This is a genomic window from Mycoplasmopsis lipofaciens ATCC 35015 (assembly GCF_000686585.1).
GTDB lineage: Bacteria > Bacillota_I > Bacilli_A > Mycoplasmatales > Metamycoplasmataceae > Mycoplasmopsis > Mycoplasmopsis lipofaciens.
This window is the reverse complement of the sequence record NZ_KK365990.1, coordinates 49056-61488: the sequence shown is the minus strand read 5'-3', so window position 1 is coordinate 61488 and position 12433 is coordinate 49056. Positions and strand designations below refer to the sequence as shown.

Genomic DNA, 12433 nt, shown 5'->3' with positions numbered 1-12433 from the left:
TTAAATTAAACCTGGGAATCCTGAACCTGCAGGATCTTTCATAACAAATCTAAGCACAACAGCTAAAACAATTAAAGCAATACCTAATGTAAACATCGAATATTTTAATACTTTTTTAATTCCTCTTTCTTTTGAAGTTTTAAACAATTCAAGATCTCCTGAACCTACCAATGCACCTGAAAAACCGTTTGAATCAGGGGACATAATTAATGAAATTGCAATAATAATTACTGAAATTATTAATAAAACTATTGTAATTGTTAATTTCATAAATGCTCCTTTTAAAATAACTATATTTTTGATATATAGTTTTTAATTATATACTAAATATTAGTATAAGTATTTAGATATGTTGTTACATAGCAAATCTATAAAACATAAAATTAAAATATTTATACAAATATTTAACAAATTTACCATCTTTTTGTAAATAATGCGCAATGTAAATGTTGAAATAACATAGTTATATTTTTATTTTGCTTTTTATAAAAAAATTAAATATATAATAAATATTATGATTAATATTAAAAGAAAAAAACCATTGATTATTTTTACTGGGCCAAGCGGTGTAGGTAAGGGGACTATTGAGCCCTTTTTATTTAAATCAGAAAAACTAAAATTACAATTATCTTGTTCAACAACCACTAGAAAACCTCGTGAAGGAGAAATTAATGGAATTCATTATTTTTACATCACAAAAGAAAAATTTGAAGATCATATTAAAAATAATGAATTAATTGAATATAGCTTTCATTTTGACAATTATTATGGAACGCTATATACCGAATTAGATAGAATTTTAAAATTAAATAAAATACCTTTTTTAGAAATTGAAACTAATGGAGCTAAACAAATTTTAGAAAAAATGAAAAATAGTGAAGAATATCAAGTTTTAACATTTTTTATTTTACCTCCTGATTTAAATGAATTAAAAAGAAGAATTTTAAATAGAAACACCGAAACGCAAGACGCCATTCAGAAACGACTAAAAAAAGCAGAAGAAGAAATTGAAGATAGACACATATTTAAATATAATATTTTGAATGATGTTCCAGAAAGAGCTGCATCTGAAATTGAAAGCATAATTATTAAGGAGTTTAATTTATAATAATGAATTTTGGTACAAGTAGTCATGTGGGAAATGTTCGATTAGAAAATCAAGATAGAGTTAGTGTTTTAACAAACAATAACTATACTTTTTTAATTCTTTGTGATGGTATGGGTGGTCATTTCGGAGGTGCAATCGCTAGTACAATTACTATAAAAGTATTTAATCAAGCCTTGCAAGAAACAATTCCTAGCGATGATAAAAATATTGATTCTTATGTTGAATGGTTTAAAAACACAATTAATAAAGCAAGAAATAAAATGATAATTGAAAGTCAAAATGATGAAGCTAAATTAGATATGGGAACGACAGTTACTGCCGCATTAATAAATAAGAAAACTAAAAAACTTATTGTTTTTAATATTGGTGATTCGAGAACATATGTTTTAACTACCGATGGTGATTTAAGACAAATTACTACAGATCATAATTTACTAAACAAACAAATTAGTGAAGGTAAAAGTGAAGCTGAAGCTCTTAAAAACCCTTTTCATGCTGCTTTGACATCAGCTCTAGGACCAGAAAAAAGAATAAAAATTGAGGTTTTTGATTTAACCGAACATTATGATAAAGTTCATTCAATACTTGCTACAAGTGATGGCGTTCATGATTTTATTCAAAAAATGGCAATCGAGCAAATATTAAAGGAAAATGATGATGCTAATGAAATTTGTACAACTTTAACTGAAAATGCTATGCAAAATAATTCAACAGATAATGTATCTGCTGGTTTAGTTGTTCTAGATAATCAAGCCACTTGAAAATAACGAGGTATAACAATGAATATAAATAAAAATAGTAACGTCTTAAAAAAATATAGAATTGTTCAATTAATTGGCGAAGGCGGATTTTCACAAGTTTATAAAATTGAAAAAAACAATCCTAATCAACATTTTTCTAATGAATTTTATGCTCTAAAATATGTTAATTTTGAAGGACGTCCCGATATAGAAATTAACAAAAAAAGATTTAAACAAGAAATTGAAATATATAAAAAAATTAAATCCAACAAAATACCTGCTTACATTGATTCATATATTGATGAAAAAGAACAATATTTAATTATGGAATATGTTGAAGGTAAAACATTAAGAGAAATAATTAATCAAGAAGGTAAAGTAAGTTCTCAAACTGCTGTTTATATTATTAAACAAATTGCTGAAGGGTTAATGGAACTACATAATTGTAAAATATTGCATCGTGATATTAAAAGTGCAAACATAATACTAACAAATAAAAAAGAAGTAAAAATTATTGACTTTGGTTTAGCATTAGGCGAAGATAGTCAAAGATATACAAAAGATACAAAAGTGGTTGGTACCGTTTATTATATGGCTCCTGAATTGTGTGTCTCAAATGCGATTCCTACAGTACAATCGGATATTTATGCACTAGGTATTTTGCTCTTTGAATTGCTAACAGGTCGCTACCCAATTAAAGGTAAAAATGCACAAGAAACAATTAAAAAACAAAAAAATTCACCTATGCCAGATATCAACAAAGAAATTACAATTCCTATAGCTCTAAGTAATATAATAACTAGATCTACAGCTAAAGATCCTAATAAGAGATACAAATCTATGTATGAAATGTATCTTGATTTAAAAACTTGTTTAGATCCTAAAAGATATTATGAAAGCCCCCTTGATTTAAAAAAAATTAAAGTTAAAAATAAAATGAGAGATTTTATTTATTCTAAAAGCTTCATTATTACCTCAAGTATTATTTTCTTTTTATTATTAATTTTAGGAATAGGTTTAATAATAAAATTTATTAATTAATATGACTGGAAAAATTTATTCAATTAATAGTGGCAAATACTATATAAAAGAAAATAATAATATGCATATTCTACCTGCAGCTGGGATATTTAGACACAAAAAAATAACCCCGCTTGTAGGAGATAATGTTGAATTTGAAAATGAACAATATATAACTAAAATATTACCTAGAAAAAATGAATTTATAAGACCAAAAGTTGCTAATATTGATCACATTATTGTGGTGATGTCAATTAAAGAACCTGAATTTTCAAGTTATCTAGTTGATAAATATTTATCATTTATTGAAAATAGTAATGTTGAGCCCATAATTTTTTTTACTAAAAATGATTTAGCAAAAAGCGAGTGACCTGAAATATATCAAAAATTAGGATATAAAATAGCAAAAATCAATTATAAAAGTAATGAATGAATTAATATTGTTAAAAAATATTTTAAGAATAAAACTTGTACATTAATGGGACAAAGTGGTGTAGGCAAAACAACAATAATAAATAAAATAACTTCACAAAATTTTGAAACACAAGAAATATCTAAAAATGCAAATAGAGGTAAACATACAACAAGAATTGTTCAAATTGTCGATGTATTAGATGGTTGATTGATAGATACTCCTGGATTTTCAAGTTTTGAACACAAAATGTCTAAAATCGAAATTGCTCATTCATTTAAACAATTTAGGGAATTATCAAAATTATGTAAATTTAAATCTTGTTTGCATTTAAATGAACCTGAAAACTTATGTAATATTAAAATAAATGTTAAAAATAAAAACATACCAGAATTTAGATATCAAAATTATTTAAAAATATTAAAAGAGGTAAAAGATGAATATTAATCAATTAGAAATAAAGGTAGTTGCGCCTTCATTATTAAATGTTGAAGAAAATGAAAGAGTCAAAATGGTAAATACATTATGTAATGCTGGTATACAATACTTTCACTATGATGTTATGGATGGAGAATTTGTTCCTAATATAGCTATTTCAGTGGAACAAATAAAAGAATTAGTTCAGTCAAGAAAACAATATTGTGATGTACACTTGATGGTAAATAATCCTTTGCCTTATATTGAAGAATTAAAAGATTTTGTACCATTTTTTACTATTCATTATGAATCTATGGAGCATAAAAAATTATTTAATATTTTAAGAGATGTATATGTAAAAAATCAAAGCACAAATTTAGGTATTGCAATTAAACCTAATACAAAAGTAGAAGATGTTGAAGATTTACTACCATACATTTCCTTAATAACAGTAATGTCAGTTGAACCTGGTAAAGGGGGGCAAAAATTTATGCCAAATGCCTTAAACAAAATTAAAGAATTAAAAGCAATAAAAGAAGAAAAAGGATATTTATATTCAATTGAAGTTGATGGTGGTATCAATGATATTACAGGACCACAATGTTTTGAGGCTGGTGCTGATATTTGTGTTGCAGGAACATTTTTAATAACTGAACCAACATCAAAAAGAATTCAAAGCATTATGGGCATTAAATAAAATCAAACATGACTTACTCAAATAAAGTCATGTTTTTATTAAAAAAGACAACATAATTGTTGTCAACTTTTTAATTCAATTTAAACAATCCATATATTAAACATCAATGTATTTAGTTAACATATTAGAAAAAATTTCATACAATTTATTTTTTAATTGTGATCTATTATTTGTTTTTGAAAATATTGAAACAAACGGTAATATTTTACCAATTTTAGTTTCTGAAGTTTCAACCACACCCTTTTCAAGTATATCCTCAAAGTATTCAAAAGTTTCAGCTTCTTTTAACCCGAATTTTTTTATTAACTTTTGAAGTTCAATTCATCTTTTTATTAAAACAAATTTTTGTCATTCTTCATCGATGTTTTCATCTTATAAATTTTCTTGATTAATTCTTTTAACAAATTCTAAAATTAATTCTTTTTTAGATCTTAGAAATGGCGAAAAATCAATAACTTTTATAAAATAATTTAGAGCATCATTCTCTCCGGTTGTTTTCTTATATTTTTTAGCCATATCAATATTAGCTATTGTAAAAATACTATTAAATCCTTTTCGGTTTTTTTCTCCTTAAAAAATACTTATATATATTACTCAAAAATAAACTATTCTTTAATATTTAATTTAACTTCTGAAATCAAAATACCATTTTCATTGTTTTTTTCCATTTCAGATATTAAATCTTTTTTAAATAAAATTGTGTTATTCTCAACATTCAATTTAAAAAAATTAGAATATTTGGCTTTTAATAATTTAGAAAGAGTTCCTGAAATACCACATTTTAATAAGGCAATGTCGTTCTTGTCATCAGTTCCATATTTTATTTTTAAATAAAGTGATTCATCGATAAGGTTTAAAGAATTTAATACTTCAATATATTTTAAAATTTCAAATTCTATAAATTCATATTCTTCTTTTATTCTTATAATGATTAAATTAATTTTTTCTTTTCTTGTTTTATTTGCAATGTCAATATATCCACTATCTGTTTCACCTCATTTATTAACAAATACAAAAGATTCATTTCTTTCAATTTTTTTATCCCAATAACTTAAAAAACTAGTTATCATATCTTTGAATGAATATGAATTTATTTTTCATTTTATCAACATTACATAAAAATTTTTTACATTTTCTTTTTTTAGTCTTTTAATTTTATGTTCATTATTTTCATCCATATTAGAAAAGAACAATTTATCCATGATTTCAAATGCATCCTCTACAGTATTAACTGTTGAAAGAGATTTTAAAATATTATCAATTTTTTCTTCAGTTTCTATTATATTAAAAATATTAATATTATTTTCAAAGCAAAGTTTTCCTATTTCTGTAACGGGTTTTTTAACATAATTTTTTCCAATATTATCACTACTTGAAATATTTTTTAATATTAATTCTGCTTCATTTTTTCTATCTATTTCTTTAGAATTTGAAAGTTTAAAATTTGAAAGTAATGGATTTTCTATAGTATCTTCAATATTAGCAGTTACTAAAATTTTTGAGTTTTTAATAAAATTATCAATGTTAAATTGTGTTGGAAAATATTTTCCATGTACAAAGTGAATTTCTGGTAAAAGATATTTTAAATCACCCATTGTATCATGAAAAATATCACTAAATCTACAAATTCGACCGATAAGATTTTTTAAACTAGCTCCTTTTAAATATTCATTTCCTTTACGTATATCTAAAATAAACATTTTAGTCAAAGATAAATTAACTCCTTCAAGTAATGTTGAATTTGCAACTAAAAAATTTATTTCTGGCACATCTGTATATAATTTTTCTATGTAAAGCCTAATTGCATCAGGCACTGAGCCATGGTGATAAATAATTCCTTTTTTAAGACAATTTATTAAATCATAATCTTCATGCACAAATGATTTTAAGTCTTGTATTGCTTTATCAATTTTGTTATTATTTTTAATTAAACTAATTTTTGAAGCAAATTCTTTTGCAAAATCTTCGATGTCTTTGCCTTTGTTTAAATATATTAAATTTTTTAAATCTTTATTATCTAAAATAACATCAAAATCATTAAAATTATAATTGTCATCAATTTTTATAAGTTTATCTTTTAATTTTAATGTCGAAAATTGATCTAGAAAATATTTTGTTTTATTTTTTAAATCATGAAAATAAAACATCTCAGATTTTATATTTTCATTCACATTATAAAAATTAGTTATTTGCTTATTGTAATCACTATTTAAACTATCACTAGAATTTATAAATGGTGATAAATATTTACATATTAAATTTTCATTTCTTTTATTGCAAATTGTTATAACAGAAAATAATATTATACTTCTTGTATCTTTAATTTTTTTATTTTTAAATTTAGAAAACAAATTATGTGCTTCATCAATAATTAATAAATCAAATTTTAAATCTAAGTTTTTTTGTAACAATTTTAGTAGTCTTTCTTGAGTAAGTATTACAATAAATTTTTCATCATTTTTATTGTACATCTCAGAATGTACAATAATTTTTTTATTTTCAAATCTATCTATTATTCTTTTTTTTGTTTGCGCTAAAAGAGATTTGGTTGGAGTAATAATGCAAATTTTTGAAAAATTTTCATTATCTATAAAATCTAAAATCAATTCGGTTTTTCCATATGAAGTTGGTGCAACAATAATTTGAGAATCAAAAATTGATTTTTCAGCATACTTATATAAATTATATTGGCCTTCTGTTTTATATGAATCATTCCATATATATTTTTCATTCATAAAATTATTTATAGCTGTATACAAATTCCCATATTTTTCAAAATAATTCAATTTTTGACCTATGAATTCTGAAATAGGATAATAACCCTCATTTTCTGTATACTCATATAAGGGAATATAATCATTATTTGCAACTCCATATATTAATAATATTCTATAACCTAATTTTTTTACGTTTTGATCTCAATTATTGTCACGAATACACAAAATGGCAACTGATAATAAAAAATTTCATTCTTGTAACGTTAATTTTTCATGCTTAAGAGCTTTATTAAAAATGAAAGTAAATTCTTTTGTGTATATATCCTCCAATGTTAATTTAAACATTTCAATCCTTTCCATAATTATTAAGAAAATCAATAATTGTTTGAAATTTCGATTTTTGAATAACTATAATTTTTACTTCTTTAAATTTTTTGGATTTAGTATATTTTTCAAAAAAATTATTTATTTCTCTTTTATCTATTTTGTGTTCAACCAAACAAAATGCAATTGCAGATAAAAGTACATTTTTATCTGAAACATCATCAATAGTACGTGATGCCTTATTCAACAATTCTAATATTGTGCTCTTATTACATGTATTATCTTTTAATACCGAGTCAACAGTATTTCAAGCATTTAATCATAATTGACCTACTTGCTCCTTATTAGTCATTCGATTGTATAAGTCATTGTAAGCTGAATAAATTTTATTTTTGATTAGTTTGGTAACAGTATTAAATTCATTATTTAATTCACCCGACTTTGATTCTATGAATCAAACATCACAACCATCATAACCAATTAAATCGAAACCTCTTTTCATATCACGGCTTTCTCTATTAAATAAAGGTGAAACTATTTTTAAATTAGAAAAGAATATTCTAATTATTACATTTAACAACAATTCTGCAATAAAACCTTTTCTCTTATTATTATCAGGAGTTTTAACATTATTAACAATTTTTGTTGGAAGTCTATTTAAAAATTCTTTTAAAGTTTCTGGAAAAGTGTGATATTTAAAATCAGAATTTATTGCTTTTTCTCCATGACAAATTAATCTAAACTGCTTTGATATTTCATCTTGAAATTCTTTAGAAAAATTTTTAATTTCAACTATTGAACAATTTTCTAATTTAGTTATTTCTATTCCTTCCATTGCACTTCCTTTTTAATTATTTGTATATAAATTATAAACATTAAAATATTGTTTTTTTATAAAATAAATTTAAAATTTATGACACTTAATTATGAACAGTTTTTATCATATTAATCTATGAAAAAGGAATATAAGGAAACTTTATGATAGTTATTTATCATAAATTTACTGCTATAAATTAGTATGACATAAGCACATGAAAAAAAGTAATAAAAAAAGTACTTTGAAGTACTTAATCATTATTAATAATATAGATTAAACTAATTGAATGCCTTTATTTTTAATGGTTTTTAGTGTTTTAGCACTAACTCTTAAAGTAACTTTTTTGCCATTAACATTAACACTTACTTTTTGTAAGTTAACATTAAATTTTCTTTTTGATGCGTTCATAGCATGTGAACGATTGTTACCTACCAAAGGTCCTTTACCAGTTAATTGGTCAACTCTTGACATATTTGCTCCTTCCATAATTGAATAAAAAAAGTAAATTCATTATACAATATATTAATTAATATAAAAATATTTTACTTAACTCTTTTTAAATGTTTGAATATGATTTGATTGTAAGATAAAGAAAACAAGATAAACAATAAGTGTAATAAATGCAGTAATTAATGCCATTAATGTCAAAGCAATAAATAACTGAAAAATTACATAATTACTAATTGTGTAAATAAAAATCAAAACAAATGATAAAACTAATGAAACAGCTGTTGCTGATAAAGAAATAATAAACAATAACCTGATTAATGATGAATTTTTAAAATTATTATAATTGTGAATTGCATTTATATATGCAGAATATACATAATAGCCTAATGACATCATAATTGCAGCTGCCAATATCATTACAAAAGAAACTATTACATATGAACCGATTAATAACAACGATAATAATTGAAAAAATAAAGCTAATGATACAAAAACAATGATTGCAATTTGTCTATCTTTAAAAGTTTTAAACATTATATAACTCCTTGATTTAAAATTTTTTCACTAATACTTTTAGCAGCGATAGCCCCATCACTTGCTGCTGTAATTATTTGGCGAACCTTTTTATCTCTAATATCGCCAATTGCATAAATACCATTAACTTTTGTTTCCATATTTTCATTAGTTTCAATAAAGCCAAATTCATTTGCTATATTCAAATTTTTAAATGAATTATCATTAGGAACAAATCCAATAAAAGGAAAAAATCCTTGTACTTTAATTTCTTGTTTGCCTTTATTTTTCGTTTCAATAATTATACTTTCAATAGCATTATTACCTTTAATTTCTTTAATTTGACTTTCCATAAAAATAGTTATATTTTTGATGTTTTTTAAGTTATCTACCAACATTTTTTCAGCATGAAAAAAATTATCCTTAACAATTAAATAAATATGATTAACGATATTAGCTAGAAAAACAGATTCTTCAACTGCGCTATTTCCTCCGCCTAACACAGCAACATCTTGACCTTTATAAAAAGGCGCATCACAAGTAGCACAAAAACTTATACCTTTATGTTTAAATTTTTCATAACCATTAATAAATGTTGGTTCTCTATTTTCCATTCCGGTTGCAATTACAACAGTTTTAGCTAAAATTTCATTTTTATCTTCTAAAATCACTTTTTGTTCTAAATCATTGATATGTTGAATGTCAATAACATTACCAAATTTATATTCGGCACCAAATTTTTGTGCATGATTAAATGTTTTTATTGCTAATTCATAACCTTCAATTAATTCAGTTCCTAATCAATTTTCAATTTTACTAGTTGCACTTAATTTTCCACCTGGAGCAGCTTTTTCAATAAAAACTACTTTAAGCCCTGCTCTTGAAGCATATAAAGCGCAATTTAATCCGCCTGGTCCAGCTCCAATTATTGCAATATCATACATACTAATTTGCCTTTCTTCTTGATTTAAATATTCTTGTTTTTTCTACTCATTTATTGTAATCTTCAGAATGTGCATATTCATATACATATCTACCATGTCTTCATTCTCTTATGTAATGAACTTGATTTAAAAATTGGAAATAAATGAATACCAATGTACCGATAACAATAAATACAACTGATGTAACAGTATATAAAGCATAAGCGTTTTCACGTAATGGTTCTAGGGCTAAACGAACCACACCATATCATACAAAATACAATGCCGCAGATGAACCTGGTTTTAATAAACCAAATTGATTAATAATTCACACTAAAATAATATATCCCACTAAGTTTGCTAAGCCTTCATATAAGAACAATGGATATCTAAATGCTCCACCAGGAGCTGCATCATCAGCTAAGAACATATGTTGAGCAAAAGTATGGCCAAAAATTTTAACACTATGTCCATCATAATCAATTTTTCCATATAATTCATGATTAGCATAGTTACCTCAACGACCAATAACTTGTCCAATTAATATTGTAGGAATAATTATTGAAGCTACTTTTCTAATATCAATTTCACTTCTTTTAGAATAAATATAGGAAATATCAACAATAAATGCTAACACCACTCCACCTTGAATACTTAATCCTCCATCTCATATTGCATATCAACGACTAAAATCAAAAGTATCTCTCTTATATAAATATTCCTCTACTAAATCTCATAAACGAGCACCTAAAAGTGCAAATGGAATTGTTAAAAGAATTAAAGTCATTAAATATTCTCATTTTCATTTTTCACGATATCAAAAAATACAAATTGTCAATATTGATGCTAATATTCCAAACATCATCGTTAATGAGTAAACATGTAATTTGTATGAACCAATTTCAAACAAAATACCAGGAGTGTTTGCTTGAATTGGAGCAAATTCATTATTCATCCTTTTCTCCTCTCTGTCTCATAAGTTCTAAAATATCAACACCATCCTTACGAGCTAAATATGTACTTACTGCAGCTTCAATTAAAGCAGCGGCTGATGCTCCATTTTTCATTGGTATTTGAATTTTATCAATTGAACCGTTTAAAACTTCATATTTTAAATATTCTATACCTAATCTATCTAAATTAGTGGCTTCTTCAGTTTCTTGATTAATCAATTCTACAACTAAGTCTATATTACAACCGTCTGCAATAGAGCGAATGCCATAAGTAAATTTAACATCAATTAAACCGATACCTCTTGCTTCAATTAAATTTTTGGTAATCATTGGTGAAGTTCCATAAAAATTCGCACCAACGCGCTTAATAATAACCGCATCATCACTTATAAAAATATGACCTTTTTGAATTAACTCTAAGGTTGCTTCACTTTTACCACTACCTGATTTACCAATAATCAAAACTCCAACACCACCAATTGAAACTAAGCATGCATGAACTTGTGTTTCTTCTGAATAAAAATCACTCAAATAAGTACCAATAGTCGAAGTAATTTTCGAAGAACTTAATGGTGCTAAATAAACAGGAATTTTGTATTTATTAGCAACCTCAATAATTCACTCTTTTTGAATATCACTTACACCTTTAGACAATATAATAAGTGGTGGTTTTAGTTTTAAAATCCTATCTAAGGTTTCAATTGTTTTTTGATGACCTAAACTTCTAAAAAATTCACTTTCACTAGTACCTCAGCATATCACATTACGAGAATACCTAGGATTGTTAATTTTATTAGCTAATTCTAAACCTAATCTTTTAATAGCTGGCTCATAAATAAATCCGTAATCAACATCTTTATTTTTGTTAACAATATCTATTTCAAATTTTTTGATGATATGAGAGACACTAATTGCTTTTTGTTTTTTCATTTTATTCCTAACCAACAAAACATAATGTTCATTAATATAAATACATAAAATATATTGTAATTATATCAATTAAAAAATTTAAGGTAATTAATAATTAATATCAATAATAAAAAATGCAAAATTTTAAATGTGCAAGGTTAAAAATTCAAAATGTGTTTTGCAGAAATTAGATAATTTTTTTATTGTTAAAAAATATAAAAAGTATTCAATAACAAATATTTAAACATAAATTTAAAATTATAAATATGCCTATCTTAATATAAAAAAACAGAACACAATTGTAAATTAAATCATTATTGAAATTTGTTTTAAATTTATGATATGATAATAAATATTATTTATACAAGTAATTTCTTAAATCTTTTTTAATCATTATTAATTTAAATTCACATGATTAAAAAATCATATGAAT

Annotated in this window: 15 protein-coding genes; 5 read left to right on the top strand and 10 right to left on the bottom strand. The window is 24.2% G+C overall.

The genetic code is table 4. The annotated features are described in order from the left end of the window. A complete protein-coding gene (gene secG / locus T388_RS0103140) occupies positions 1 to 270 on the bottom strand; it encodes a preprotein translocase subunit SecG (RefSeq protein WP_036456957.1) in 270 nt (89 codons plus the stop codon). A 244-nt stretch (positions 271 to 514) separates the two neighbouring features. On the opposite strand from secG, the gene gmk reads away from it, so the two are divergent. Genes gmk through T388_RS0103115 form a run of 5 tightly spaced genes read left to right on the top strand, consistent with a single transcriptional unit; the run spans position 515 to position 4394 of the window. Continuing rightward, positions 515 to 1108: a guanylate kinase gene (gene gmk / locus T388_RS0103135; protein ID WP_027120844.1), complete on the top strand. Its 594-nt coding sequence runs from the start codon at positions 515 to 517 to the stop codon at positions 1106 to 1108. Between the two features lie 2 nt (positions 1109 to 1110). Continuing rightward, a complete protein-coding gene (locus tag T388_RS0103130; protein ID WP_027120843.1) occupies positions 1111 to 1875 on the top strand; it encodes a PP2C family protein-serine/threonine phosphatase in 765 nt (254 codons plus the stop codon). A 12-nt stretch (positions 1876 to 1887) separates the two neighbouring features. Then, a complete protein-coding gene (locus tag T388_RS0103125; RefSeq protein ID WP_027120842.1) occupies positions 1888 to 2889 on the top strand; it encodes a serine/threonine-protein kinase in 1002 nt (333 codons plus the stop codon). A 1-nt stretch (position 2890) separates the two neighbouring features. Further along, positions 2891 to 3727, top strand: coding sequence for a ribosome small subunit-dependent GTPase A (gene rsgA / locus T388_RS0103120; RefSeq protein ID WP_027120841.1), 837 nt, complete (start codon positions 2891 to 2893; stop codon positions 3725 to 3727). Further along, positions 3717 to 4394, top strand: a complete 678-nt coding sequence (locus T388_RS0103115) for a ribulose-phosphate 3-epimerase (protein ID WP_027120840.1) — start codon at positions 3717 to 3719, stop codon at positions 4392 to 4394. The genes rsgA and T388_RS0103115 overlap by 11 nt, the downstream gene beginning before the upstream one ends. A 96-nt stretch (positions 4395 to 4490) precedes the next feature. Here the strand turns inward: T388_RS0103115 and T388_RS03905 are convergent, their stop codons facing one another. From T388_RS03905 to hprK, 9 genes are all read right to left on the bottom strand, one after another. Further along, positions 4491 to 4631: a hypothetical protein gene (locus tag T388_RS03905; protein WP_156930253.1), complete on the bottom strand. Its 141-nt coding sequence runs from the start codon at positions 4629 to 4631 to the stop codon at positions 4491 to 4493. Between the two features lie 135 nt (positions 4632 to 4766). Beyond that, on the bottom strand, positions 4767 to 4910 hold the full coding sequence (locus T388_RS03900) for a hypothetical protein (RefSeq protein ID WP_156930252.1): 144 nt from the start codon (positions 4908 to 4910) through the stop codon (positions 4767 to 4769). 89 nt (positions 4911 to 4999) lie between these two features. Beyond that, entirely contained in the window at positions 5000 to 7456 is a 2457-nt protein-coding gene (locus tag T388_RS0103100; protein ID WP_027120839.1) for a DEAD/DEAH box helicase, read from the bottom strand. Further along, a complete protein-coding gene (locus tag T388_RS0103095) occupies positions 7449 to 8270 on the bottom strand; it encodes a Hachiman antiphage defense system protein HamA (protein ID WP_027120838.1) in 822 nt (273 codons plus the stop codon). Before T388_RS0103095 ends, T388_RS0103100 begins: the two co-directional genes overlap by 8 nt. Before the next feature lie 255 nt (positions 8271 to 8525). Next, entirely contained in the window at positions 8526 to 8723 is a 198-nt protein-coding gene (gene rpmB, locus T388_RS0103090; protein WP_027120837.1) for a 50S ribosomal protein L28, read from the bottom strand. A 75-nt stretch (positions 8724 to 8798) separates the two neighbouring features. Next, positions 8799 to 9236, bottom strand: coding sequence for a hypothetical protein (locus T388_RS0103085; RefSeq protein WP_027120836.1), 438 nt, complete (start codon positions 9234 to 9236; stop codon positions 8799 to 8801). Further along, positions 9236 to 10159, bottom strand: coding sequence for an NAD(P)/FAD-dependent oxidoreductase (locus T388_RS0103080; RefSeq protein ID WP_036456955.1), 924 nt, complete (start codon positions 10157 to 10159; stop codon positions 9236 to 9238). The genes T388_RS0103085 and T388_RS0103080 overlap by 1 nt, the downstream gene beginning before the upstream one ends. A gap of 1 nt (position 10160) precedes the next feature. After that, a complete protein-coding gene (gene lgt, locus T388_RS0103075) occupies positions 10161 to 11093 on the bottom strand; it encodes a prolipoprotein diacylglyceryl transferase (RefSeq protein ID WP_027120834.1) in 933 nt (310 codons plus the stop codon). Further along, on the bottom strand, positions 11086 to 12021 hold the full coding sequence (hprK, locus tag T388_RS0103070) for an HPr(Ser) kinase/phosphatase (RefSeq protein ID WP_027120833.1): 936 nt from the start codon (positions 12019 to 12021) through the stop codon (positions 11086 to 11088). Before hprK ends, lgt begins: the two co-directional genes overlap by 8 nt. Between the last annotated feature and the right edge of the window lie 412 nt (positions 12022 to 12433).